The organism is Desulfurobacterium thermolithotrophum DSM 11699, from assembly GCF_000191045.1.
In the GTDB taxonomy this organism is placed as follows: Bacteria; Aquificota; Aquificia; order Desulfurobacteriales; family Desulfurobacteriaceae; genus Desulfurobacterium; species Desulfurobacterium thermolithotrophum.
The window spans coordinates 1,350,180-1,376,209 of record NC_015185.1 but is presented as its reverse complement, the minus strand read 5'-3'; the positions used below and the strand labels follow the sequence as shown (position 1 = coordinate 1,376,209).

Below are 26,030 nucleotides of genomic sequence, written 5' to 3'. Positions count from 1 at the left end.
CCCCTTTTTTTATTTTTGTATAGAATTTAAGTAAAATTGAGTGCCGGGAGGTTAAAATGAGACTTCTTACAGCTTTTCTTGCTTTGTCTTTTTTCTGTTCGTGTTCTGCTGTTCAGGAAAAAGAGTTAAAAAGCGAAAAAAAAGAAATACAGAAAGAAGAAGCAACTATTAAAGCAATTTTAAAACCTCTTGCTGCTAAAGGAATAGAAGTAAAGGAAGTAAAAGAATTAAAAGATTCTCCAGTTGAAGGTCTAAGAACTTTCGAAGTTACGTTGATTGATAAAAAAAATAGCAGAGTAATTAAAAAATACTTATGGCTATCAAAAGATAATAGATATCTTGTTCTTGATCTATTTGAATTAAAACAGGAAGGAAAAAATGTCGTTTTAAGTCAAGTTAAACCTAAAGAAAGTGTAATCCCGTTAAAGCAAGATCTTTCCTGGCTTAAGAAGATAGAAGAAGAACTAAATAAAGAAAATATTCCTCATATTTTAGGAAATGGAAAGAATAAGATTTATGTAGTTTGGGACGTTTATTGTCCTTTCTGTTTTAACCACTTTAAGAAGGTAGCTGGAGAAAAACTAAAGGAGCTTGATCTTCAGATTCATTTAATTCCTCTTCCTGTTCATGGAGAAAAGTCTATAAAAGGTTTTGTTTACTTTACCCAAATGGCTAGGAAAGAGGGAATGAAAGAGGCTATGACTGATATGTTTTCTAAGGGAGAGGGAAACTTTTTAAAATTTGATAATGTTTTTTCTAAAGAAGTAAATGAGAAATACAGCAAGATTCCTAAGAAAGAAAGAGAAGAACTTGAAAAGTTTTATAAAAAACTTCAAAAAGAACTTCTTTCTTACAATATTCATGCGACTCCAACTATTATCTACATTCCACCTACAGAAAAAGATAAAGGTTATGTTTTTGTAGGTTTTAAACCATTTGAAGAAGTTCTAAAGATGAAGTGATGTTGGAGGGAGTTAGAGTTGAAAATTTAACAATAGGGTATGGAAAACCTCTTGTTAAAGGGCTTTCCTTTCATATGGCTGAAGGAGAGTTCTGGGTTGTTGTTGGTCCTAATGGTGTTGGTAAAAGTACTCTTATGAAGACTATATTAGGGATAGTTCCACCAATATCAGGGAAAGTTTACATTCACGGTGTGGATTGTACGAAAAGATGCGAAGAAAGAAAATTTTTAAGTTACGTTCCTCAAATGGAAAACTATTCACATCACTTTCCTGCTACAGCTTTTGATGTTGTTCTATCAGGTTTTTTCCCAAGATTTGGAAGGTTTCAGAGAATAACAGACAGAGAAAAAGAGATTGCTCTTTGTTGGATGAAGCTTTTAGGAATAGATAAAATAGCAAATAAACAATTTAACTCCCTTTCAGGAGGACAACAAAGAAAAGTTCTTATAGCGAGAGCTCTTGTTAATAATCCCCACTACATATTTTTGGATGAACCAACGACAGGAGTTGATTTAAAAAGCAGTAAAAGAATTCTTAAACTTATAGATGATCTTCATAAGAAAAACGGATTTGGAATATGTATGGTTACACATGATTTAAATTTTGTCTGGGATTATATAGAAAAAGTAATCCTTATTGGTTATAACAAGTACTTCATAGGAAATAAAGAGGATATTTTAAATGAAGATCTTCTTTCAGAAATTTACGAAATAGATGTAAGAATTGCTGAAACAAAATATGGTCCTATTTTTTTAGTAGGCGATAAGCACATTTAACTTTACTGTTATAATTTTTAATCAAAATTTTTCAAAGGAGTAATAGCGATGGGAATGACGATTACTCAAAAAATTCTTGCAGACCACGCTGGAAAAAAAGAGGTATATCCTGGTGAATTGATAATGTGTAAAGTTGACATTGCTCTTGCAAATGACGTTACAGCTCCTATTGCAATAAAGCAAATTAAAGCTCTTGGTGCTAAAGACGTGTGGGACAGAGAAAGAATTGCTCTTGTTCCAGACCACTTTGTCCCCGCGAAAGATATAAAAGCTGCAGAACAAGTGAAAATGATGAGAGATTTTGCAAAGGAGTTCAACATTAAACACTTTTGGTCTGAAGGAAGAGTGGGAATCGAACATGCTCTTCTTCCAGAGCAAGGAGTAGTTGTACCTGGAGATGTTGTAATTGGCGCAGATTCTCATACATGTACTTATGGAGCTCTCGGTGCTTTTTCAACAGGAGTCGGTTCCACAGACATGGCTTATGCATGGCTTACAGGAGAAGTTTGGTTTAAAGTTCCTGAGCAGATGAAATTCATTTACTACGGAAAGCGTCAAAAGTGGGTAAGCGGTAAGGATTTAATTCTTTATGTAATTGGAATGATTGGAGTTGATGGAGCTCTTTATAAGACAATGGAACACACTGGAGAAGCCATAAGAGATCTTCCAATGGACGATAGATTCACAATCTGCAACATGGCAATTGAAGCTGGAGCGAAGAATGGAATCATCGAACCAGACGAAAAGACTCTTGAGTACGTAAAGGGCAGAGCAAAAAGACCTTATAAACTATATAAATCTGATCCTGATGCCGAATACTCAGAAGTTTACGAAATAGATGTTTCAAAGATAGAACCTCAAGTTGCATTCCCATATCTTCCATCAAATACAAGGCCTGTTACAGAAGCAACTCATGTAACGATTGATCAAGTTGTTATAGGTTCTTGTACAAACGGAAGAATCAGCGATCTCAGAATTGCAGCGCAAATACTTAAAGGTAAGAAAGTGAATCCAAATGTTAGATGTATTGTTATTCCTGCAACTCAGGAAATCTACAGACAAGCTATGAAGGAAGGACTTATAGATATCTTTATAGAGGCTGAATGTGTCGTTTCAACACCAACCTGTGGTCCATGTCTTGGTGGACACATGGGAATTCTTGCAAAAGGTGAAAGAGCAGTTGCTACAACTAACAGGAACTTTGTTGGAAGAATGGGACATCCAGAAAGTGAAGTTTATCTTGCATCTCCAGCAGTTGCTGCTGCTTCTGCTGTCTTTGGTAGAATTGCACATCCAGATGAAGTTGTTGGTTCTGAAAATTAAAATAAAGGGGAGTTTATCCTCCCCTTTTTATAGAAAAAACACGGGCTAAAACCCCGCTTTTCAAAGCAGGGATACAGCCCGACACCCTGAAGGGGTGTTGTGGTAAAATTAAAGTGGTTACTTTCACCACCGACTCCAGAAGGAGTTGAAAACCAGCTAAGGGTGGTGAAAGGAGCGGTAGGTGAACACCTACCGCAAGGTCTTTGAACAACTGAATAGGCCGGGAAAGAGGCTCCAGTAGACGGTCCGTCTGCTTTGTGCAGGCGTGGGGTGGGGACTGGAGCGAGATAGAAGGTATCTCCGAATCTCTGCTTTTTGCAGGGATAGGAGTAGAGGCGGCGTGAACCCGCCTGTGGAGTAAGGCACGCAAGAAGCGTGCAAACCTCCACGAAGCCTGCGACTTTAGTCGTAGGTAGTTCACATGTACAAAAATCTCTTGAACTTAAGAAAAACAAAAGCTGTAAAACTAGTTATAGATTTCCTTTGATCTACAAAGCAACATACTTTAACAACTATCTATCCTTGACATTTAAATTATCTACAACCCCCGTTTTTATAACTTCAGGTGCGTAAAATTTTTTAAGTCTTAAAATTATATAACGAATGCTTTCAGTATTATCTCGAAATCTTTTTCTGGGTGTTATTGAGCAAGCGTCTTTTATTGTTTTCTCTCTACACTTTCCTCTGTAAATTTTCCCTTTACTGGTAACAAAAAGCACCATTACATCTTTTTGGAGCTTAACGTCAACAAAAGGCTTAAAATAGAGAGAGTGTCCCTTCTCTATACGAAACCACCCTGTCCCAGCAAAAGCATTGCCATAGGAGAAAGTAAACAGAAATAGTGCCATCGCTAATCTTTTCAACGTATCCCCATATATGGTTAAATAGTTAAACTAATTAACTAAATCAACGGGTCTATAACTTAATGCCTCTGCTATGTGAACTCTTGTAATCAAATCACTTCCTGATAAATCAGCAATGGTTCGGGAAAGTTTTAAAACTCTGCCGTAAGCTCTTGCAGACAGTCCGAGAGTTTTTACAGCGCTATTTAGGAGCTCTTCTGCTTCTCCTTCTAATTTACAAAATTGTAAAATTTCTCTTCTCCCCATCTGGGAGTTAAAGTTTATCTTTAAATCCTCGAAACGTCTTTTCTGAATTTCGTGAGCACTTATAACCCTTTCTCTTATCTTTTCTGAGGTTTCTCCGGTCTTCTTATTTTTTAGCTCTTCCGGCTTTACGGCAGGAACCGTAATGTGGATGTCTATTCTGTCCATAATGGGACCCGAGATTTTTCCAAGGTACTTCTTTACCTGTGAAGGAGAGCATTTGCAGTAGTGATTTTCATCTTCAAACCCTCTGAAACCGCAGGGACAGGGATTGGAAGCCGCTACCAGACTAAAATTTGCAGGGAAGGTAACAGTTCCTGAAGCTCTTGAAATAGTTACAAAACCGTCTTCTAAGGGCTGTCTTAAAGCTTCCAACGCCGAACGTTTAAATTCTGCCATTTCATCAAGGAATAAAACTCCATTATGAGATAAACTTACTTCCCCTGGTTTTAGAGAAGCTCCCCCACCTATAAGAGCAACTTCAGAAGCTCCTGAGTGAGGAGCTCTAAACGGTCTCTTTACTACAGGAATTTCAGAAAAAAGTCCTGCAACACTATAGATTTTTGTTGTTTCTACTATTTCTTCCTCACTCATTGGAGGCATAATCGTGGGAAGTCTTCTTGCAAGCATTGTTTTTCCAGAGCCTGGTGGACCTATCATAAAAAGGTTGTGATGCCCGGCTGCTGCTATTTCGAGAGCTCTTTTTGCCTGATATTGCCCAACGATATCAGACATATCAACTTCAAACTCATACTTTGTATCAATTTCCTTTTTTCCTGCAGGTTCTATTTCAAGGTCTCCATTTAAGAAAGAAACTACTTCAACAAGATTCTTTACAGGAATTACTTCAATTCCATCTATTAATGTAGCTTCTTCAACGTTACCTTCAGGAACAATAATTCCTTTAAAACCTTTTTCTTTTGCTAAGATAGCAGCAGATAAAATTCCTTTTATCCGTCCAACCTCTCCTTTTAGCCCGAGCTCTCCCGCTATTATGTAATCATTTAACTTTTCCGGAAAAACCAAGTTAGCAGAACCGAGAATCCCGAGTGCTATAGGAAGGTCGTAAAGAGTCCCTTCCTTTTTGACATCCGCAGGTGCAAGATTTACAACTATTTTCTTCGTCGGAAAAGGATAGCCTGAATTCACAATCGCAGCTTTTACTCTTTCTTTACTTTCCTTAACGGCAGAATCGGGAAGTCCAACAATTACTGTTCCCGGCAGTCCCCTCCCGGCATCTACTTCAACTTTTACTTCAACTCCATCAACCCCCACCACTGCAAAACTTCTAACAGTAAAAACCATAGTGGCTCCTTAGTTATTAGTGTTGGTGTTAGTGTTAGTGTTGGTGTTATCACTATCACTTTTCACTCTATAAAGAACCATTGTTGGAAAATCATCATAGACAAGTTCAAAATACTTTTTATCAAAATTTCTTAGAATGTACATTTGATTAAACATTGATTTAAAAGGCTGTTCAGCCATGAGGAATAGAAAACCTTTCTTATTTTTTTCCACTATTTCAAGATAAAGTCCTTTTGAATGATAGTCCTTTTCTACTAATTTCTTTTCATTTTTGATCACCAATTTTTTAAGAGAAATAGCTCTCTTATTCTGAATTATTTCTCCTTTGTTAAGGTCTATTATTAATCCACTACACACAAGAATTTGCGGTCTTAAACTTCTACAACCGGATAACTGATAAATAGGAGATTTTATTCCTTTTTTTAAGTCAAAGTCCCAGGTTCCAAAGTAGTTTATCCATGCAAACTTACCTATTTCATCTCCTGTAAATGCCCAGTAGATAGGATTATTTACAGGCTTTGAAAAAGTTCCTGAAAAGATTAGGTTTCTAATCTCTTCCGGTTTTTTTCCTTCTTTCAAAAGTTCATTTATCCCTTTTGTACCTATGTTAGAAATACCCAAAATAACATTATGAGCAACTTTTGGATTAGATGTAGAAAAAGAAGTTGCCACAAAGTAGGTTTTAGGAGAACCCTGACTTTGACCGTCGTGAAATACAGCTCTTCCAGCTAAGTACTCTATAGCAGTGCCGTAATCCCACCACGTCCATATCCAGCTATTTTCTGGAGTTAAACTTTCAAGTTTTATAAAGTCTCTTTCAAGCTCTGGTGTTATCTTAGGCTTTGCAACAAAAGCAAAAGACGGTTTATTTATATAGACAAAAATTCCAGTCAGTAAGAAGATAGATAAAAGTCTAACTGCATAGATCTTATAGTGAGTAATATCTTTCTTTGTTCTAAGGTAAGAAATTAGAAAGTCAAGAAAATATCCAATCCCTACACCAATAAATGGAGAAAGATACATTGCAAAGCGGTTTCCACCTTTTAATGCCATAATTCCTATCAGAAAAATTGGAAGTAACAGAAAGGTTTCTTTAAACTTTTTTATAAATAGAAGGAGAGCTCCCGCAAAACCGATCCCAAAAACTACACTATTTCCAGTAGAAAGCTGAGCAATCTTTGTAATATCAAAATGCTTAGCTTCACTTATTGACATAAACACATTAGGAAAGCCACCACTAACATCAGGCTTAAAGTAGTTTATCAAGTAAACTTTCACTAGTCCTACAATGTTGAAAACACCATTAAAAACAAAAATTGGATTAGAAAAGATAAGAACCGTTAGAAAATACAAAGCTTTTTGTTTTAAGCTACTTCTTTTGTCAAAGAAAAATAGTCCTGCAGCATAAATAAATAGAATAACAAGCATCAGTCCAGGGTGAGCATACCACCAGCAGTAAGCTTGCGATAAAATACCTGCTATCGCTAAGTCTAAGTACTTTAGTTTCCCCTTAGAGTGAAATGACCTTAAAAGGAAGAAAGCAATTGCAAATGGAAAGAAAAGATTTAGAGAATCGGTGTCAAACCTTGCTATTGAAGTTCTTACAAGATACAAAAGAGAAACTACACCTAAGAGGGCTCCACCAAAGCCTGCTATAGGCAGCCCAATTCTATAAAAATAAAAAACTAAAGGAATGACAAAAAGAACGCTCAAAACAGGTGTCAACCAAAGGGAAACGTTTTCTATATAAGTATCCCCTGCTTTTGCAAGCTGAGCTCCAAAATAGCTTTCCATAGGTATAGGAGAAGGATAGGTCACATTATTTGTTAAATAGTTATCTGGAACAAATCTTAAAGGATCTCTTTCTCCAGCATTATAGCTACCATTTAAGTACTCTTTTCCATAGCGGGCAAAGAAAAAGGCATCATAACTTGTAAAAAGCGGACGATCTTCATAATAAAATTGATTTTTATACTTTTCCCACACTCTTAAATCATCAAATCTTACATAAAGCCCAATAGTTATAGGAATGATAATTGATACTAACAATAAAATTAATTTTCCAAGCTCACTCTTTTTCACTCCTGACCTCTTTCCCTTCTCCTTTCCCAATTCCACGCAGTACGAATTATATATTCTAAATCATCAAACTTTGGCTTCCAGTCCAAAACTTTCCTTAATTTTGAACTATCTGCAACAAGAATCGCAGGATCACCCGGTCTTCTTTCTGTTTCTTCAACTTTAAAGTCTATACCGGTAACTTTTCTTGCTGTATCTATGACTTCTCTTACAGAAAATCCGTGTCCATAACCGCAGTTGAAAACTTCGCTACTTCCTCCATTTAGTAAGTATTCAAGCGCTAAAATATGAGCTTCTGCAAGATCATCTACATGGATGTAGTCTCTTATGCAAGTTCCATCAGGAGTAGGATAATCCGTTCCAAAAATCTTTATACTTTCTTTTTCTCCTTTTGCTGTTTTAAGTATTAATGGTATTAAATGTGTTTCTGGATCATGACTTTCTCCTATTCTTCCTTCTGGATCAGCCCCTGCAGCGTTAAAGTATCTCAAAGATACATATTTCAAGCCGTAAGATTTATCAAAGTCTTGAAGGACTTTTTCAACAAAAGCTTTTGACTGTCCGTAAGGATTTATAGGTTTTATAGGTTCTATTTCTGGAATGGGAACCTTTTCTGGATTTCCGTAAACTGCAGCGGTAGAAGAAAAGATAAATTTATTCACGCCATTTTTTAACATGACTTCAAGAAGGTTTATTGTGTTAACCGTATTATTTTTGTAGTACTTTAAAGGTTCTCTAAGCGACTGTGCAACTTCTATGAATGCAGCAAAGTGCATAACTGCATCTGGCCTAAATTCTTTGAAAATAACATCTAAGGTGTTTTTATCTTCTAAATCAGCAACAACCAATTTACCGTATAAAACAGCTTCTTTGTGTCCCTTAGAAAGATTATCAACAACTAAAACTTTATATCCTTTTTCTCCCAACGCTTTAACAACATGACTTCCTATGTAACCCGCTCCACCAGTGACAAGTATTTTCATCTGGAGTCTCCTTGTTAGTTAAATAGTTAAATGGCTAATTGGTTGATTAGTTGAATGGTTAAATTGTTAATTGGTTAAATAGGGCCTAATCAACTATTCCCCTATTCTTCCATTCTTCTATTTAACCAATCAACCAACTCTTCTTCCCAACTTGGAATCTCTATGTTCAATTCCTGTGAGACTTTTTCATTGCTCATAGCAGAAAACTTTGGTCTTTTAGCAGGTAAGTTAAATATTTCGCTGGAAACTGGATATATGAACTTGTTAACTTTTTTTATCTTGAAAACTTTTTTTGCCCATTCGTAGCGAGAAGCATAACCAGAGTTTGTTAAATGGTATAAACCTTCTAAACCTTCTTTTAATGCTTTTAAAGTTACATCAACAATTGTCCTTGTAGATGTTGGAACAGATATTTCATCGTAAGAAATTTTTAAATAGTCATTATTTTCTGCCCACTTTAGAAGTTTATAGATAAAGTTTTGCCTACCTTCACCGTAAACCCAGCTAACCCTAAGGATTAAAAAGTTGTCTATTTCTTCCTTTATAAACTCCTCACCTATCAGTTTGCTCTTTCCGTATTCATTTAGAGGATTTGGTTTATCATCCTCTATATATAGAGCATTTTCCTTCTTTCCGTCAAATACGTAATCGGTGCTGTAGTGTACCAAGAAAGCTCTATATCTATTACACGCAAAAGCCAGATTCCTAACACCAACACTATTTACTTTCACTGCACTTACATAATCTTCTTCAGCTTTATCTACAAGATTATAGGCTGCACAGTTGACAACAACATTCGGTTTTGTACTTTCAAAGAGCTCTAAAACTTGATTTAAATCCGAAATATCACACTCTTCTCTCCCTACACCTATCCATTCCACTGTTTTCCCTTTCAACGATTCAACCAATCCCCCACTTAACCACTTAACAAATTCCCTTCCAAGCTGTCCCTTAGCACCAAAAATGAGGTATCTCATTTTCCTTTAAGTCCCTCCAACTTTGAAAGAGATCTCTCGAACTTTTCCAAATCTTACCCCTTTCCAGAATCGAAGATAAAAATCTTTCATCATCAACTTTTGCAAGATCAACCAGATCCACTTCACGCAAAATAGGAGCCTTTTCGATCTCCTCAAGTACACTAACATATTCCTTAGGAGTTAAAGGAGCTCCGCAAAAAACTCCAACGTCTATGTCAGATGTTCTGGAAAATTTATCGGTTAAAATTGAACCGAAAAAGATTATTAAACAGCTCTTGTTAACTGCTTTCTCAATAGCTCTTCCAACGATTTTCATATAATCGTCGGGAGTGTACGCTCTAAGCTTCATTATTCTCTAAAAAGCTCTCCTATTTCGAGTGTGAAACTACATCCGTTTTTCAGCGTAAATTTAAAAGACCCTTCATCTCCTTCAAATATCTTTTCAAACTTCTCATTTTTAAGAGAGAACACTCTTAACTTCTTAATGCTGGGATAGACAAGAACATAAAAGTCCACTTTTTCCCTTTCGTATATCAAAAATTTAAGTTGTTCGTCTTTTTGAGCTGTTGACTTTGAAACAATCTCAAAAACAACTTCGGGAGTTTCCTTAAGATATTTTTCCACCTTTTTACAGGTTACTATGAGGTCAGGCCTTAAGACGGTTTCCTCGTCTATTATCCAGTCAAGTTCAGGGTAAACGTAGCAGAGATTTTTACATCTCTTCACCTGATTAAGGATCTGTCTTCCTATTTCCATCAAAACCTGCTGGTGAACTCCAAAGGGGGAAGGAGCCATTGCATAAGGAATGCCTTCTATGAGCTCCCAATCCCCTTTCCACTTCCTGTAATCTTCAAATGTGTATCGTGGAAGATACTTTTCTGCCAATCCCATCAAACCCCTCACCTTTAATTAACGATAAACCTTTTTCCAGTAATCATGAAGTTCTTCTGCTTTTCTTTTAGCCCAATCAAGATTCTTAAGATACCATTTTACCGTTTTCTCTATTCCCTCTTCAAACTTTACTTTGGCTTTCCAGCTGAGCTCTTTTTCTATCTTCTCTGTATTAAGAGAATATCTAAAGTCATGTCCTGGTCTATCTTTTACAAAGGTTATCAAATCTTCAGGTTTGTTTAGTATTTGCAGTATTGACTTGACTACATCTATATTTCTTCTCTCTTCTCCACTACCAACGTTATAGATTTCTCCAGGTTTCCCTTTTTCTATAATTTCAAACACTGCTTCTGCGCAGTCAGAAACAAAAAGCCACTCTCTACGGTTTTCACCTGTTCCATAGATGGGAATAGGTTCATTGTTTAAAGCCTTCAGGATAACCACGGGAATCAGTTTTTCAGGATACTGCCAGTAACCGTAATTATTAGAAGGACGAACAGTTATTACCGGTAATCCATAAGTTCTATAATAAGCTCTTCCAAGCATGTCAGCAGAAGCCTTACTTACAGAATAGGGAGAATTCGGATTAAGAGGCGTATCTTCATAAAACTGTCCATCTTCTCCAAGTTCTCCATAAACTTCATCCGTTGCAATATTTACAAAGAGATTTACACCAGTTTCTTTTGCTACATCCAGGAGGATTTGTGTTCCTTTCACGTTTGTTTCAATAAATGGAGTAGCATCTAAAATACTTCTATCCACGTGGCTTTCTGCTGCCCAGTGAACAACAACATCAGGTTTTTCTGCTTTAAATATGTGTTCTATAAACTCTCTATTAGTTATATCTGCCTTGTAAAAACTGATTTTATTTTCTACTTCTTTTAATCTTTCTAAGTCTCCTGCATACGTAAGCTTATCAACAACAACCGTTTCTAAACCTTTCTCTACTGCCTGTCTTACAAATTCACTTCCTATAAATCCTGCTCCACCGGTAACAACTAATTTCATTTGACCTCCGTTGTTTTATACACAAAATTTATCTCTGCATCCTTTAAAAACGGAGCTAACTTATCCTTCTCAGAAAGGATAGGCTCTCCATCCAGTGGCCACTCTATGCCTATATCCGGATCGTTCCACCTTATACTTCTATCGTGCTCTGGTGAATATTCACTACCTGAAACCTTATAAATAATTTCAGCTTCCTCTGAAAGAGTCAAAAAACCATGGGCAAAACCTTTCGGTATCCAAAGCATTAGTTTGTTTTCTGATGAAAGTTCAACTCCTACCCACTTTCCAAATGTTGGACTCCCCTTTCTTATATCAACCGCAACGTCAAAAACTTTTCCCTTTATACACCTTACAAGTTTTCCTTGAGCTTTTGGTTCAAGCTGATAGTGAAGCCCTCGCAATACCCCTTTTACAGATTTTGAATGATTATCCTGAACAAAATCGGTATCAATCCCAGCCTTCTCAAAATCAGACTTTTTGTAAGTTTCCATAAAAAAACCTCTTTCGTCACCAAACACTTTTGGCTTTACAATAACTACTTCTGGTATTTCAGTTCTTATAAACTCAAACGGCATCCTTTCTCCTTGTTTAGTTTAATCATTAAGTAGATAAATAGTTGAATGGTTAATTGGTTAAATGGTCAATTGGTTAAGTAGTTAAATGGGATTTTTAAACTCTCCCATTTATCCATTTTCCTATTTAACCATTTATCTATTCCCCTATTCAACTAACCTCCCAACTCCATCAAATACTTCCCATAATCGGTTTTCCTAAGAGGATACGCAAGTTTTAAAAGTTGCTCTCTATCTATCCACCCATTTCTATAGGCAATTTCCTCTATACATCCAATCATAAGTCCTGTTTTCTTTTCAATCGTTGCTACAAACTCACCAGCCTCTAAAAAACTATCATGAGTTCCTGCATCAAACCATGCAAATCCTCTCCCTAAAAGTTTCACCTTTAATTTTCCACGTTTTAAATACTCCTCGTTAACAGAAGTTATCTCTAACTCTCCCCTATCAGACGGTTTTACGTTTTTCGCTATCTCCACAGCTTCATTGTCATAAAAATACATACCTACAACGGCAAAATTGGATTTAGGTTTTTTAGGTTTTTCCTCTATCGACTTTACATTTCCGTTTTCGTCAAATTCAACAATTCCAAACCTTTCAGGATCCTTTACATAATAACCAAAAACGTAAGCCCCACCGCTTTCTTCAATCTCCCTTTTTGCTTCAACCATAATCTTTACAAGATCATGTCCAAAGAAAACATTATCCCCTAACATGTAGCAGATATTATCATCCCCTATAAACTCTTTTGCTAACAAGAGCCCTTCTGCCAATCCATTAGGCTTTTCCTGGATTTGGTACTCTATATTCATTCCAAGCTTTGAACCATTCCCAAATAGTTTTTGAAAATCTTCTAAATCGGTAGGATTAACAATAAAAAGAACATCTCTAATCCCAAGAAGCATTACTAAGGATAAAGGATAGTAGATCATAGGCTTATTGTATATAGGAAGAAAATGCTTATTTACAGCTTGTGTAACCGGATAAAGTCTTGTACCACTCCCGCCAGCTAAGATAACCGCTTTCATTTCCTTTCTCTCGCAAAATTTAATTTTTTTACTTTTTCAATTTACTCTATCAATTTAACTATTCACCCATTCCCCCATTCAACTATTCAACTATCTTCAATTTGTTCTTCATCTTCTTTCATGAGTTCTTTAAGGTTAAAAGATATTCCTTCTAAAACGGGAATCTCATAATCCCAATCAACAATAAGCCAGGGTTTCCCTTTTTCCGCTATCCATATCTTTTTATCTTTTGTGAATATCCAGATTACCCTCTCCACGCCATGGTCCAAAAGATCTTGTGTTTTTCGGTGAAAGTAGTCCTGAGGAGTGGTAAACTTTCTAAGGTCAGCCTTTGTATCTATTTCTATTACAACTTTTGGTGCCACAGTAATCAATTTATCTTTTTCAAGATAAGGTCTTACTTTTTCTTTTTCCCATATTCCTACATCAATGTTATACCAACTCCTTGGTACAAATTTATAGCTGACCTCATTGGATAGGATTTGATATTTTTTTCTACTTAGTTTTTGATGAAGGAACCATATAATAAGCTCTATTAACCAGCTTTGCAAACCGCTACTACCCATTATTTCCTCCAGCTGCTTTTCCCCCGATAGCACCTTATCGTAGTCCCTATAGTAAATAGGACTCCCCTTTCTCATCTCATATATGAGAACTTTTGGAATACTTTTTCTTCTCTTCTTTTTTTCAGCTTTAACCGCCGTTGCCATTACTCCTCCTACAAAAGCCTGTTGGTCAATCTTCCACTCCTGCAACTCACCTTTTCCCTATTCCCCCATTCTCCCATTCAACTATTCCCCTATTTACCTATTCAACTATTCACCAATTCAACCAATTAACCATTCTCCATTTCACCCTTCACCGTTCACCATTCACCGCTTCCCTTTCTAATTCTTTAAGTAATTCTTCGATTTCTTTCCAGGCAATGTTTCCCCTTTTCCCTTTAAAATAAATAGTCAAAAGATATACCGTTCCATCTTCAAAAACCACATAATAAATAACCCTAAAAGAACCTGATTTTCCCTTGTTTAAATCAGAAGATTTAAGACGGATTTTGTACAAAGATTTTCCTATGTGAATCCCTTTTCTTGGATCTTTCTCAAGAGTCGATACCAGTGTATCTAAATCGGCAAGAATACGAGGGTATTTTTTCTTTAGTTTCTTAATTTTTTTTATAAAAATAGTTGTTGGGACTATCTTAAATCCCATCTCTTACTTCTCTCCATGTACGTTCCGGTAGTATTCCCTTTCTCATAAGTTTAACTTCCTCCAGTGCTTCCAATATCTCTTCAGTCAAATCTTCTTCCTCTATTTTCTTAAAAACCACAACAAGCACATCAGCTTCTTCTATCCCTTCTAATTTTTCTAATAGTTCAATTTTTCCTTTTTTATATTTTCCTCTTACAGCCAGATACATTAACACCTCCAGCAAAAAACCTGTTATCCTTCACTTTTCCAATATACTCTCCCTCTCCTACCTCCGCAACTCACCTTTCCACTATCCCCCCATTCAACTATTCCCCTATTTACCTATCCAACCATTCCCTCATTCAACCACTTCATCCTTCACCCTTCACTGTTCACCCTTCACCGCTTCCCTTTTGCCCTTTACCTTTAGCCTTCCACATTCAAGATCTCTTCTTGCCATATTCAAAAATCGGTGTAGCTAAAGCATACAGAGTTATAACAATTGCCAAAATGACTATTAGATAAACAACTATTTTATCCATCATCTCGATTCATCCATTCACCTATTTAACCATTTAACTATTCAACCACTTTCTATCTCTCTACAATACCTATCATCAAACCTAACTATATCATCTTCTTCAACATATTCCCCTACCTGAACTTCTATTATCTCTAACGGCACTTTTCCAGGATTAATAAGCCTATGCTTTTTTGTTTTTGGAACATAAATACTTTCATTTTCATGAATAAAGAACTCTTTAAGTTCACCCTTTTCATCTTCCAATACAACTTTTGCAGTCCCCTTTACTACTATCCAATGCTCACTTCTATGATAATGAAGCTGCAAACTTAAAGCTTCCCCTGGCTTTACAGTAATCCTTTTTATTCTGTATCTATCTCCTTTTTCAAGCTCTGTATAACTACCCCATGGACGATAAACTGTTGTATGAAATTCTGTTAAATGCTTAAAATCCTTATTCTCTTTTAACTTCCTTACAACTTCTCTAACCTTTTGACCCTCTCCTTTTTTTGCGATTAATAAAACATCATCTGTTTCAACAATCATTAAGTTTTCAATTCCAATAGTAGAAACAACTCTTTTGTTACCTAAAATCAAAGAATCTTTTGTATCAATATCAATAACATTGCCAACTTTTACATTTCCATTTTCATCTTTCTCCATCACTTCATAAAAAGCATCCCATGAGCCTACATCTGACCAGATTATGTCAAGTGGCAAAACAACAGCTTTATCCGTTTTTTCCATTACAGCGTAATCTATAGAAATATCTGGCATGGATTCAAAGTTCTCCAAAACTTCATCAAATGTCCTATTTTCTACTTTTTCATAAATTTCAGGTGCATGTTTCTTAAATTCTTCAAAAATTGTTCTTATAGTAAAAGCAAACATTCCACTGTTCCAGTAGTAATTTCCTTTTGCTAAATACTCCTTAGCCGTTTCTAAATCGGGTTTTTCGTGGAATTGCCTCACTATATAAGCCCTTATACTATCACCAACACTAACACTATCACTTTCTATATATCCATAACCGGTTTCTGGTTTTGTAGGTCTAATACCAAAAGTTACGATATATCCTTCTTTTGCTATTTTTTCAGCTTTTTTCATATATTCAGCAAACTTTTCTATAGGTGAAATAATATGATCAGAGGGAGATACAAACAAAACCTCATCTTCATGGACTTTTAGCTTTTCAAGCGCAAACTTTGCTGCCAACGCTATTGCTGGAGCAGTGTTTCTTCCTATAGGTTCGAGGATTAGGTTGAATGGTTGATTAGCTGAATGGTTGAATGGTTTAATGGTTAAATTGGCAAATAGTTCTGAAAGTTGGTTTCTGATGTGGAATTGGTAGTCTTTATTGGTTATTATGATTAAATCTTCTGGATTAACAGTAAGCAAACTTCTTTCAACAGTTTTTTGAATCAAAGATTTTTTATCACCGATTTTTAAAAATTGCTTAGGATATTTCTTTCTTGACAGCGGAAAAAGCCTTGTACCACTCCCACCTGCTAAAATAACTGCTTTCATTAACTTTCCTCCAATATATATTAACTAACCAAAGAATTCTTCTATTTTCTTATCTACAAATTCCTTGAATTCTTTCTTAAACCTTTCTTTACTAAATTTTTCAGAATTCTTTCTTATTTCCAAAGGATCAAATATATCTTCTCTTCGCTCAAAATTTTTAATGGCCTCAATCAAACTTTCTACAGTTTGTGTTCTAAAAAATATTCCTGTTTTTCCGTTAATGACTGTTTCAGTTACTCCTCCTTTACCATAGGCAATAACGGGTGTACCACAAGCTTGAGCCTCAACAGGTACTATTCCAAAATCTTCTTCAGCTGCAAATATAAACGCTTTTGCTCTCTGCATATAATCCTTTAACACTTCAAACGGCTGATAACCTAAAAGTTCTACATTCTTTCCAGCCTTTTTCTTTATTTTTTCAAAATCCGGACCATCACCAATAACAACAAGTTTTTTATCTGGCATTTTGGAAAAAGCTTCTACTATTAGATCTATTTTCTTGTAAGGAACCATTCTCGAAGCAGTAAGATAGAAATCTTCCTTTTGCGTATAAACCTCAAACTTATCAACATTTACGGGTGGATAAATAACCGTTGATTCTCGTCCATAAGTTTTCTTGATTCTCTTTGCAATGTATCTTGAATTTGCAATAAAATAATCTACTCTATTACTTGTGGTTGCATCCCAAATTCTTATGTAATGCAGAATAAGCTTAGCTATAACAGCTTTTATGCCCTTTGATAATCCCGATTTTTTCAAATATTCATGATATAAATCCCATGCATACCTTACAGGTGTATGACAATAGCATATATGAAGCTGATTAGAATTAGTTAAAACTCCTTTTGCTACAGCATGAGATGAAGAAATAATGACATCATATTCAGATAAATTAAACTGTTCTATTGCTAAAGGAAAAAACAGAAGGTAGTTTCTATATTTAGTCTTAGCTTTAGGAAGTTTCTGAATAAAAGAGGTTCTAATATCAGCTTTTTCAAAAATAGAATCTTTGAGTTTCTTTTCATCTTTTACGAGGGTATAAATAAAGTAAGGGTATAATTCATAGATAGCTTCCAAAACCTTTTCCGCTCCTGCTAAAGTTGTAAGCCAATCATGAACAAGCGCTATTTTCATCTGTTAAACTCGTACTTTAGAAATCTTCTCACAAATCCTGAGAAATAAAACTATGCAAAGATAGTCTATCTTTGCACATATATTTTTGTTTTCCATTTTTCTATTTTCTAATATCTATTTGGGAAGATATTAGGTTCCTACTAAGTAAAACTACTATTTCCAAGACCTTTAGTCTTAAATTATTTATAAAATAACAGATTTTAGTAGGTATTAATCCTATGTTCCAATAAGCATTTATATGTTTTTTATAAAATTTAATCCTATTTAAATGTATCATTTGCCTTAAAAACAACGGTTTTTTCTTATAAGTTCCTCCTTCTTTATGATAGACTTTAGAATTTAAACTTATACCTAATTTAAATCCTTTTTGTCTTGCTTGAAAACAATAATCCGTTTCTTCATAATATAAAAAGTAATCTTCTGACAATAATCCTATTCTTTTTACCAGTTTTTCATCTATTAAGAATGAAGCTCCTACAACATAATCAAGTTTCTTCTTTAGCTCTTCTCTCTTCACTATATGATAGCTTGTACCTAAAAATCTATTAATATGTCCACCATAAGCTTGAATTTTCTCAGGATTATCGTAGTAATAAAGCACAGAACCGGCTATACCTAAGTTATTTGTGCGCGAAAACCTTACTACAGATACTAAAGAATCTTTCTCGATCACAGTATCATTATTCAATAACCAAACATATTTAAAATCATTTTTTGATAAAGCATATCGAATTCCTACATTATTTCCACCGGCAAATCCTAAATTTTCTCCAGTCTGAATTAGAATTAGTGGATAATTTGTTGAATAGTTAACTGGCTGAATAGGTGATTGGTTGAATGGAAAATTGGACAAATTGTCAAATAGTTGATTAGTTAATTGGTCTGATGGTTGATTACCTTTTTTCTTACCATTTAACAAATTAACCATTAAACTATTCTCCAAATCACTATTGCCGCCTTTCTCAGCTTCTTCACGGGTATAGTAAACATAAGGAATAGGTTTTTTAACGGGAGGAAATGAAAGATGTCTTAAAGGATGGTCAGGTTTTACCCATACATCTAACTTTCCTTCTGCCCACTTCTTTATATATTCCATAGAATCGTTTGGAGAGTTGTTATCCACAACAATAACTTGGTAATTTGGATAATCGTTTCGTAATACACTCTCCAAACACTCAATCGTATCAGCCCAACCGTTGTAGTTGAGAATGATGATATAAACTTTTGGGAAGTCATACTTCTTATATGTTTTATCCACTTATCCTTGCTCCTCGTTAAGCATATATCAGTCTTCCCTTTGGTTTAGGAATTTTTCTTCCAAGTTCTCTGGCAGTTTCAATCCACTCATCTATTACTTGTTGAGCATTCTTTACAGCTTCTTCGTAGGTTATACCGTCAGCCATACAGCCCGGAAGTTCTGGAACTTCAACAATAAACCTTTCATCTTCGTCACTCCAATAAATAATGAGTTTATATTTATGTGCGAATTTCTTTCTTTTCAACAATTAAATTCTCTCCGTAAAAATTTAAGTAGTTCCTCTCTTTTGACCTTTTCACCTTTTCTATAACTTTTTCTTAAGATTGGAATCATTACATTTTATATAACAACTTTTAAAAAACTTGTACATTAAATCGGCTATTTCGTATCCTTCTTGCCTATTAATATATAAACTATCTACTCCCGTCGGAGGTTCATCTCCAGGAGCTCTTGTCCAGCTTAATTCTGGGTGATTAATTTTTAACCAGTCTATAATTTGATTTTTATTACACATTTTTAATCCTCCCGTCTAAATATACTTTTCAAATCTTCTAAAAATTTTTGGAGTTCGTTTTTTATAACTTCTCGGTAATAATTAAAATCCTTATACCTTTCTTCAAAGTTTTCAAAACAGTCTTTTATTTTATTAATAATCTTGGGTATATTCTCTTCCTTATCATAAAATTTATATTCTTCGGAAATAGGAACATCTTCAAAGTATTTAGCAGACCCTCTTTTTCCTGTAATTACACAACATCCTAAAATAGCAGCCTCTCGAGGAATTCTGTCTTTACCAGGGTGATTTCCAAAGTCTATATATACCTTAGCTTTTTGAAGAGTTTCTATCACTTGTTGTCTGGTCATATTAACCAAAGGAACAAATCTTATTCCTGGAGCATTCTTAATTATTTTCTTAGTGAAAGAAAAACCTTTTTTGGGATTGTATACAACAATATTTTCTTTTTTAAGTAAGTCTGTCTGAATTTTGAGAAAATTTTCATTTAGATAATCTGACAAATAAAATATTTTGTTTTTAGGAATACCATTACTTTCTAAGTGATGTATAGCATAATAGCTTTGTGCTAAATGAAAATCTACCTGTCTTACTTGATCAAATTTGAATAGGTTCATATGAGTTATTTTTTTCAAAGTTAATTCATTTATATCAAAAAGAGTCTTATTTAAAATTAACTTTGATATCTTATTTACTACTCTCCTAAAGAAAAAAGCTCTTTTGGATTTCAAAATTGCCGATATATAAAAGTTGTCTACACTTAACCACCAAATCACTTTTCTTATTTCTGAATATCTGGATAGAACTCTTATACCACCTATCACTTCAGGAACAATTAATAAGTTTTCTTTTTCGTCCTCAATCTTTCTTACATAAGGGTTGTTATATTGTTTATATTCTGGATGTACTGGATCAGGTAGATCAGATGGTACATAGTATATGTATGCATCAATATTTAAATTATTCCTTAGATGATATACTAATTGTTGTAATAATTCTGGTCCTCCAGTTGCAGTATTAGCAGGAGCAACTACATATACTTTAGTATTAGGGTAAATTTTTACACTCATTTTACTTTCTCCTCAAAGACTTCCAGTGCCCTTTTAACCACATCATCCATATCATAGTAACGATATTCTGCTAATCTTCCGACCAAAATAAGATTCTCAAACTTTTCAGCTAATTCTTTGTATTTATAATACAACTCCTGATTTTCCTCTGTAAATACAGGATAATAAGGTATATCTTTCTCAGGATTATAATCCTTAGGATACTCCTTTAGTATAACCGTCTTATTAACTTTTATAGGATGAATATGTTTAAATTCCGTTATTCTTGTAAAGTCATAATCGTTAGGATAATTAACTGTTGCTACTTCCTGGAAGTATTCTGTTTCTAAAGTTTCAAACTTTAAATCAAGAGAACGATACGGAAGCTTACCGAACTTATATTCAAAAAGTTGGTCTATCATTCCTGTAAATATTACTTTTCCTTTAAATTCCTGCCCCAAAAAGTAGATTTTCTTAGTTTCTAAATCTATGTTCATAACTTCTCTAAAATCTGTATTTAACATTAACTTTATGTTTGGATAGGCAAGCATTCGCTCAAAGATTTTAGTATAGCCTTCCACTGGAACAGTTTGATATATATCGTTAAAGTATCTATCATCTCTACCTATAAAGATTGGAACCCTTGCGGTAACTTCAGGGTCAATTTCTTCGGGTTTCTTACCCCATTGTTTAGCTGTGTAGTTTTTAAACACTTTTTTATATATAAAATCGGCTAAAAATTTTAAATCTTTGTCATTTTCTTTTCTAAGCTCTAATATTGGAACTTTAGAGCCGTAAGAATACTTAGAAAGCAATTTATTTATTAGTTTTTCCGCTAAACTTTTAGGGAATAGCATTTCAATTGAGTTAAAGTTGAATGGAATAGGAACTTTCTTCCCATCTATAAAAGCTAAAACTCTATGACGATAAATTTGCCAATCTGTAAAGTCAGAAAGGTAATCAAAAACTTCCTTATAGTTTGTATGGAACAAATGAGGGCCATATTTGTGAACAATTATTCCTTCTTTAGTCCTATAGTCATAACAATTACCCCCAATATGGGTTCTTTTTTCTATTACTAAAACTTTTTTGTTTAAAACATTTGCTATTCTTTCTGCAATAACACTTCCAGCAAAACCTGAACCAACTACAATATAATCAAACAATTTTTCCCTCCAAAACTTTTATACCTTTTTTTTGCAAATACACAAACATAGAAACTGTAACAAATATTTCAGATATTAACACAGCAAATGATATCCCAACATGTTGATAAAGTGGAACTAAAACAAAAGCTAACAAAATATTAATAATACTTGCACTCACTAAAATCTTTGAGAAAGCTTTTTTATAATTAAAATTTAGCATAGTTTGAATCCCAAATATATTGCTTAGGGCTATTATAAACGGTAGAAATGACAAAATTTTTAAGACAACAACAGACTCTGTATATTGATTCCCTAATAAAAATTTTACAATTAAATCCGCAAAGATGAATATGCCTACAGATAGAAGAAAACTTATTCCTCCAATTAAGAAAGTTACTTTCTGTATAAATTTAAGTCCCCTTTCTTTTGATTTATTAATCAGTTTACTTATATACGGATAAATTGTTTGAGAAACTGGAGTTATCAAACCTTGAACTGCTTTTACTATTTTCTCGGCAGCTGAATAATATCCAACAATTGTGTTATTTGTAAATAGACCTAAGATAAAAGTATTGGAAATTGTATATAAGCTAATTGCGACAGTAGAAATAAATATATACCAACCCTCTTTTAATTGGCGTTTTATGGCTATCAAAGATGGAACTTTAAAGTTAAAACCAAAATCTTTAATGACAATCCGCAAAGCTAGTATTCCAGTAACCAAAAATCCTAAGGAATTCAATAACGGTACATAAATATAATCTGAGACTTCATGAACAAAAACAAAAATAGAAACGGTAAAAATCAATTTAGCAGTAATATTTAAAATAGTAATATACTTCATCCTTTCCATTCCCTGAAAAAACCACACAGGAAATAAAGCTTGTCCAATAACTATTCCAAAAGTTAAGTAATAAATCAACCAATCCTTCCTAAACTTTTCAAAAGAAAAAACAATAATTGTCATAATTATGAAAGACAAAATAAGCAAAGCAAATTTTATAATCATTACAGAACTAAAAATTTCTGCAATCTTCTCTTTATTCTCCCGATGTATAGAAATTTCCCTTGTAGCTGATAGATTGAAGCCATAATCTGTGAGAATATTAAAATATTGAATAAATGCCTGTGCAAACGCTATAAGTCCAAACTTTTCAGGTCCTAAAACCCTCACAAGATAAGGTAAAGTAATTAAAGGAAGAATATAATTCGCTCCTTGAAGAACTGACAGAAAAAAAAAGTTTTCTAAAAGTCTTTTCTTATCCGAATCCAGCCTCCAGTTTAAAAGCAACCCTTTCTCCTGGATTAATAAGCTCCTTTTCCTTTTAAGACTGCTTCCACGGTCTTTATCAGTATAACCAGATCAAGCCACAATGACCAATTCAGTACGTACCATGTATCAAGTCTTACTCTTTTATCATAGTCCGTATCACTTCTTCCACTAACTTGCCATAATCCTGTTATTCCAGGCTTTACCATATAGTAATATTGAGCAAAATCTCCATAGTATTTTTCTATTTCTTCTTTTACAACAGGACGGGGACCAACAAGGCTCATGTCTCCCTTTAAAACGTTAAAAATTTGTGGAAGTTCATCAAGAGAAGTCTTTCTTAAGAGTTTACCTATTTTCGTAACTCTTGGATCATTTTTTAGTTTAAAATTTGTTTCCCATTCTTTTCTGGCTTGTTCATCTTCTTTTAGTAGCTTTTCAAGTCTTTCTTTTGCATCATGATACATAGTTCTAAATTTTATAACCCTTATAGTTTTTCCATTTTCACCAATTCTTTCATGGACAAAAAAGACAGGACCTTTTGAATCCAATTTTATAAGAATTGCTATAATCAGAATCAACGGAATTAAAACCGGCAGCAACATAAGAGAAATTAATAAATCAAAAGCTCTTTTTAAAGTTTTGTTGAGTTTTGATTTTAGATTATTCTTTATAGATAAAAAGAAAATCTCACTAAAAGGTATCGGGTAGAGCTCTGAATTTAAAAAAGCAAGTCCCCTGATGTTCGGTACAAAAAGAATGCGCCTGACTGTCTTTTGAATCTTCGCAAGAAATCTTTCAGCATCATCTATCCAGCTAAGTGGAATAGAAATAATAACAGTCTGGGTGTCAATCTTGCTCGAAACATCTTCCAGTAAGGAATTCCTATCTCTTAACAGAATTTTTTTAACTACTTCATAGCCTATAAACTTATTGTTTTCTAGAACATCTTCCAATTCTTCAATAAGTTTAGTATCTCCTATTAAGGTAACTGGTTCTCTCCACTTAGGAATTTTGTAGAGCAAACTTTTTACAATGTAACGAACAGAAGGAAACAAAAAGAGAGCATACAACCAGAGAAAAATCAAAGTAAGACGAGAAACTTCCTCCGACATTTTTCCTAAGGAAACAATAGCGAATATTACAACAGTGGCTATTGTTAGAGCTCTCGTCAACCTCCTTGCTTCTTCCCAGAATGGAAATCTGAAAGTATAAAGCTTCTCCAGCGCTATAAACAAAATAAAAACTATAGGAAACCACCAAAAAGATAAAAGATGTTTAAGTTCCATCTGATAAGGAGGAAAAATAGAATGACCAAAAAAATCTCTAGTTAAATAGGCAAAAACCAAACAAACATAATAAGAGAAGATATCAAAAACAATTAAAATCAAGTTTTTCAAATACATTCTTCTTACCATCTTACTTAGTAGGCTGGATTATAACTTATTTCTTTATTTTCTTCCTCAAGCCTACAAGAATTAGGAGTTGTTGGATAGATATGAGTCAGTTATTCGGGTTTTCGCTTTCTAAAAGTTTGGAACAGTCTATGTCTTTTTTAAGGTCGAGTACTTTGTAAAGACATTAATAGAAGGGTTGGATGTAACAATTAAATCTATCTTTCTATCACCAAGCTCCTTAAAAAGATTGACTCTTATCTTCCGCCTATCTTTATAATCGATTTTAGAAGAAACAACAAGAAGATCTATATCTCCACCTTTTTTATTTAAATCGGTTCTGCTGCCAAAAAGAACAATCTCTGCCTCTGGATCTACAGAAAGAATAGCTGTTTTTATTTTCTCAATCTCTTCTTTCGTTAATCGGACTTTTAGTGAACTACTCCTCATTGAAATGAGGAGCTTCCCGCTTCAACGAGTGCGCTCGCACTCTCTGCGGGCGTAAGTTCGGGTCGTTCCAACCCTACCGCTCGTAAGGTGAGCGACCCCGCTACCAGTCCCCTCCCCGCATCCACCGTTCATTAGGTAGGTGGATGGGCCGTCTACTAGTAGCACACCCGGCCTATTCACTTGTTCAAAGACCAGTAGGCTTGGTTATCGCCTTGCGTAAATTATATCAAACAACGGCTTACGCCGTGCGCTGTATCTCCCCTTTGAAAAGGAGAGGATTAGCGCAAAATTCTTCCTAAAACATCAGTTTTTTTCATTTCCACCACTTATTTCTTTCAATAATTCACTTAAGTTTAGCTTTACACCATCTATAACTTCAATGGTATCATTCCAATCGGTTATAAACCATCTTTTTTCTTTTTCTGCTACCCAAACTTTTTTTTCTTTCGTAAAAATCCATATAACCTTTTTTACTCCAGAGTCAAGTAAATCCTGCGTCTTTCTGTGGAAATATTCTTGTGGAGTGGAAAATTTCCTCAAGTTGGCCTTTGTGTCCACCTCAATTACCACTTCAGGAGGAAAGGTTATATAACCTTCAGGCAATTTATCAATTTTTTCCCTGTCAAAAATGGCTACATCAAGGTTATACCAGCTTCTTGGAGCAAATTTGTAGCCGAGTTCATTTGTAGCAAGTAGATATTTTTTCATGTCTATTTTTGAATAAAGAAAGCCTATAAGTAAAGCTACCAGTATTCCCTGTAGTCCTCCACTTCCCACAACCTCCTCCAGAGTTTTCTCACCAGATAAAACCTTGTCGTAATCTCTATAGTAAATTGGCTTTCCATACCTCATTTCGTAAATGAGCTCTCTCGGAATTCCTTTCCTTCCTCTTTTCTTTTTATCCTCTACTAAAGCACTTTTCATTGTTTTTCCTCCAGATTAAAGCAATCCTTCCTTCTTTAGAATTTCTCTAAACTTCTCATTTTCCTTTGCAAACTCTCTTGCTACATTTAAAAGTTTCCTCAGTTTCTCCGGTTTTACATCTCTTTCAAGCTCTTCTAAGGTTTGCCTTTTGGCTTCGGCTATTATCGTTCTCCTATCCCAATAGGCAAATCCGAATGCTCCCACCATTATTGCTGTAAAGATTCCTGTTATTATCCATAAAAATGTATAAAGCTGATCAAACTGTTTATTTATGTCTTCAAACCGTTTGTTCATATCTTCTCTAAGTTCTTCAAATCGTTTATCAATTTGTTCAAAACGCATATCTATTTGTTTAAATCTTTCTTCAAACACTGCCTGTCTCTTTTCTATCTCAACAAGCTTTTGATATATCATTTCATTTGTTACTCTAAATCCTTGAGATGGAGCAGAAAAAGCCAACGACGGAATCAACACGGCTATTAGTAGAACTATTATTCTCATCCTCTCTCCTTAATATAACCTTTCCACTCTCTCAATTTACTCCTTTAAAATTTCCATTTCAACAATCCCCATTCTTTAGTTTAATAGTTTAATAGTTGAATGGGTAATTAGTTAAAGAATCAAATTGGTAAATGGATTCT

At 34.4% G+C, this 26,030-nt stretch carries 28 protein-coding genes; 3 read left to right on the top strand and 25 right to left on the bottom strand.

Annotation, left to right across the window (positions count from 1 at the left end):
- The first annotated feature begins 56 nt into the window (after positions 1 to 56).
- Genes DESTER_RS07070 through leuC form a run of 3 tightly spaced genes read left to right on the top strand, consistent with a single transcriptional unit; the run spans position 57 to position 3,061 of the window.
- Positions 57 to 962 carry a thioredoxin domain-containing protein gene (locus DESTER_RS07070; protein WP_013638963.1) on the top strand — a complete coding sequence of 302 codons (906 nt, stop codon included), beginning with the start codon at positions 57 to 59 and terminating at the stop codon, positions 960 to 962.
- Positions 962 to 1,738: a metal ABC transporter ATP-binding protein gene (locus tag DESTER_RS07065; RefSeq protein WP_013638962.1), complete on the top strand. Its 777-nt coding sequence runs from the start codon at positions 962 to 964 to the stop codon at positions 1,736 to 1,738. Before DESTER_RS07070 ends, DESTER_RS07065 begins: the two co-directional genes overlap by 1 nt.
- 48 nt (positions 1,739 to 1,786) lie before the next feature.
- The gene (gene leuC, locus DESTER_RS07060; RefSeq protein ID WP_013638961.1) at positions 1,787 to 3,061 is read left to right on the top strand and encodes a 3-isopropylmalate dehydratase large subunit; all 1,275 of its coding nucleotides are present in this window, start codon (positions 1,787 to 1,789) and stop codon (positions 3,059 to 3,061) included.
- A gap of 512 nt (positions 3,062 to 3,573) precedes the next feature.
- On the opposite strand, the gene DESTER_RS07055 is transcribed toward leuC, so the two are convergent.
- The 25 genes from DESTER_RS07055 to DESTER_RS06935 all read right to left on the bottom strand — a co-directional run bounded on the left by DESTER_RS07055 (position 3,574) and on the right by DESTER_RS06935 (position 25,890).
- Positions 3,574 to 3,924 carry a hypothetical protein gene (locus DESTER_RS07055; protein ID WP_041737520.1) on the bottom strand — a complete coding sequence of 117 codons (351 nt, stop codon included), beginning with the start codon at positions 3,922 to 3,924 and terminating at the stop codon, positions 3,574 to 3,576.
- A gap of 30 nt (positions 3,925 to 3,954) precedes the next feature.
- Entirely contained in the window at positions 3,955 to 5,472 is a 1,518-nt protein-coding gene (locus tag DESTER_RS07050) for a YifB family Mg chelatase-like AAA ATPase (protein WP_013638959.1), read from the bottom strand.
- A gap of 9 nt (positions 5,473 to 5,481) precedes the next feature.
- Positions 5,482 to 7,554, bottom strand: a complete 2,073-nt coding sequence (locus DESTER_RS07045) for an oligosaccharyl transferase STT3 subunit (protein ID WP_013638958.1) — start codon at positions 7,552 to 7,554, stop codon at positions 5,482 to 5,484.
- Positions 7,551 to 8,534: a UDP-glucose 4-epimerase GalE gene (gene galE / locus DESTER_RS07040; protein WP_013638957.1), complete on the bottom strand. Its 984-nt coding sequence runs from the start codon at positions 8,532 to 8,534 to the stop codon at positions 7,551 to 7,553. The genes DESTER_RS07045 and galE overlap by 4 nt, the downstream gene beginning before the upstream one ends.
- A 101-nt stretch (positions 8,535 to 8,635) precedes the next feature.
- Positions 8,636 to 9,511 carry a dTDP-4-dehydrorhamnose reductase gene (rfbD, locus tag DESTER_RS07035; protein WP_013638956.1) on the bottom strand — a complete coding sequence of 292 codons (876 nt, stop codon included), beginning with the start codon at positions 9,509 to 9,511 and terminating at the stop codon, positions 8,636 to 8,638.
- The gene (locus DESTER_RS07030; RefSeq protein WP_013638955.1) at positions 9,486 to 9,860 is read right to left on the bottom strand and encodes a nucleotidyltransferase domain-containing protein; all 375 of its coding nucleotides are present in this window, start codon (positions 9,858 to 9,860) and stop codon (positions 9,486 to 9,488) included. Before DESTER_RS07030 ends, rfbD begins: the two co-directional genes overlap by 26 nt.
- Positions 9,860 to 10,402 carry a Uma2 family endonuclease gene (locus DESTER_RS07025; RefSeq protein ID WP_013638954.1) on the bottom strand — a complete coding sequence of 181 codons (543 nt, stop codon included), beginning with the start codon at positions 10,400 to 10,402 and terminating at the stop codon, positions 9,860 to 9,862. Before DESTER_RS07025 ends, DESTER_RS07030 begins: the two co-directional genes overlap by 1 nt.
- 18 nt (positions 10,403 to 10,420) lie before the next feature.
- On the bottom strand, positions 10,421 to 11,410 hold the full coding sequence (gene rfbB, locus DESTER_RS07020) for a dTDP-glucose 4,6-dehydratase (protein ID WP_013638953.1): 990 nt from the start codon (positions 11,408 to 11,410) through the stop codon (positions 10,421 to 10,423).
- Positions 11,407 to 11,985, bottom strand: coding sequence for a dTDP-4-dehydrorhamnose 3,5-epimerase (gene rfbC / locus DESTER_RS07015; protein WP_013638952.1), 579 nt, complete (start codon positions 11,983 to 11,985; stop codon positions 11,407 to 11,409). Before rfbC ends, rfbB begins: the two co-directional genes overlap by 4 nt.
- A 152-nt stretch (positions 11,986 to 12,137) precedes the next feature.
- On the bottom strand, positions 12,138 to 13,010 hold the full coding sequence (gene rfbA, locus DESTER_RS07010; RefSeq protein ID WP_013638951.1) for a glucose-1-phosphate thymidylyltransferase RfbA: 873 nt from the start codon (positions 13,008 to 13,010) through the stop codon (positions 12,138 to 12,140).
- An 86-nt stretch (positions 13,011 to 13,096) separates the two neighbouring features.
- On the bottom strand, positions 13,097 to 13,720 hold the full coding sequence (locus DESTER_RS07005) for a hypothetical protein (RefSeq protein WP_013638950.1): 624 nt from the start codon (positions 13,718 to 13,720) through the stop codon (positions 13,097 to 13,099).
- A gap of 148 nt (positions 13,721 to 13,868) precedes the next feature.
- A complete protein-coding gene (locus tag DESTER_RS07000; RefSeq protein ID WP_013638949.1) occupies positions 13,869 to 14,219 on the bottom strand; it encodes a hypothetical protein in 351 nt (116 codons plus the stop codon).
- On the bottom strand, positions 14,209 to 14,427 hold the full coding sequence (locus DESTER_RS06995; protein WP_013638948.1) for a hypothetical protein: 219 nt from the start codon (positions 14,425 to 14,427) through the stop codon (positions 14,209 to 14,211). Before DESTER_RS06995 ends, DESTER_RS07000 begins: the two co-directional genes overlap by 11 nt.
- Before the next feature lie 354 nt (positions 14,428 to 14,781).
- Entirely contained in the window at positions 14,782 to 16,248 is a 1,467-nt protein-coding gene (locus tag DESTER_RS06990) for a mannose-1-phosphate guanylyltransferase/mannose-6-phosphate isomerase (RefSeq protein WP_013638946.1), read from the bottom strand.
- A 24-nt stretch (positions 16,249 to 16,272) separates the two neighbouring features.
- Positions 16,273 to 17,382 (bottom strand): glycosyltransferase family 4 protein, encoded by a 1,110-nt coding sequence (locus tag DESTER_RS06985; RefSeq protein WP_013638945.1) that lies wholly within the window; start codon positions 17,380 to 17,382, stop codon positions 16,273 to 16,275.
- A 100-nt stretch (positions 17,383 to 17,482) separates the two neighbouring features.
- Entirely contained in the window at positions 17,483 to 18,640 is a 1,158-nt protein-coding gene (locus DESTER_RS06980) for a glycosyltransferase family 2 protein (RefSeq protein WP_013638944.1), read from the bottom strand.
- 16 nt (positions 18,641 to 18,656) lie between these two features.
- Positions 18,657 to 18,887: a type II toxin-antitoxin system HicB family antitoxin gene (locus DESTER_RS06975; RefSeq protein WP_013638943.1), complete on the bottom strand. Its 231-nt coding sequence runs from the start codon at positions 18,885 to 18,887 to the stop codon at positions 18,657 to 18,659.
- Positions 18,888 to 18,944: 57 nt separating this feature from the next.
- Complete coding sequence (locus DESTER_RS06970) at positions 18,945 to 19,154, bottom strand: hypothetical protein (RefSeq protein ID WP_013638942.1); 210 nt, start codon at positions 19,152 to 19,154, stop codon at positions 18,945 to 18,947.
- 2 nt (positions 19,155 to 19,156) lie between these two features.
- Positions 19,157 to 20,224, bottom strand: coding sequence for a hypothetical protein (locus tag DESTER_RS06965; protein WP_013638941.1), 1,068 nt, complete (start codon positions 20,222 to 20,224; stop codon positions 19,157 to 19,159).
- Positions 20,221 to 21,369 (bottom strand): UDP-galactopyranose mutase, encoded by a 1,149-nt coding sequence (glf, locus tag DESTER_RS06960; RefSeq protein WP_013638940.1) that lies wholly within the window; start codon positions 21,367 to 21,369, stop codon positions 20,221 to 20,223. The genes DESTER_RS06965 and glf overlap by 4 nt, the downstream gene beginning before the upstream one ends.
- Entirely contained in the window at positions 21,362 to 22,642 is a 1,281-nt protein-coding gene (locus DESTER_RS06955) for a flippase (RefSeq protein ID WP_013638939.1), read from the bottom strand. The genes glf and DESTER_RS06955 overlap by 8 nt, the downstream gene beginning before the upstream one ends.
- 14 nt (positions 22,643 to 22,656) lie before the next feature.
- The gene (wbaP, locus tag DESTER_RS06950) at positions 22,657 to 24,027 is read right to left on the bottom strand and encodes an undecaprenyl-phosphate galactose phosphotransferase WbaP (RefSeq protein WP_343122154.1); all 1,371 of its coding nucleotides are present in this window, start codon (positions 24,025 to 24,027) and stop codon (positions 22,657 to 22,659) included.
- Between the two features lie 138 nt (positions 24,028 to 24,165).
- Positions 24,166 to 24,465 (bottom strand): nucleotidyltransferase domain-containing protein, encoded by a 300-nt coding sequence (locus DESTER_RS06945; protein ID WP_013638937.1) that lies wholly within the window; start codon positions 24,463 to 24,465, stop codon positions 24,166 to 24,168.
- Between the two features lie 303 nt (positions 24,466 to 24,768).
- The gene (locus DESTER_RS06940) at positions 24,769 to 25,389 is read right to left on the bottom strand and encodes a PDDEXK family nuclease (RefSeq protein ID WP_013638936.1); all 621 of its coding nucleotides are present in this window, start codon (positions 25,387 to 25,389) and stop codon (positions 24,769 to 24,771) included.
- 15 nt (positions 25,390 to 25,404) lie between these two features.
- Entirely contained in the window at positions 25,405 to 25,890 is a 486-nt protein-coding gene (locus DESTER_RS06935) for a hypothetical protein (RefSeq protein ID WP_013638935.1), read from the bottom strand.
- Positions 25,891 to 26,030 lie beyond the last annotated feature (140 nt).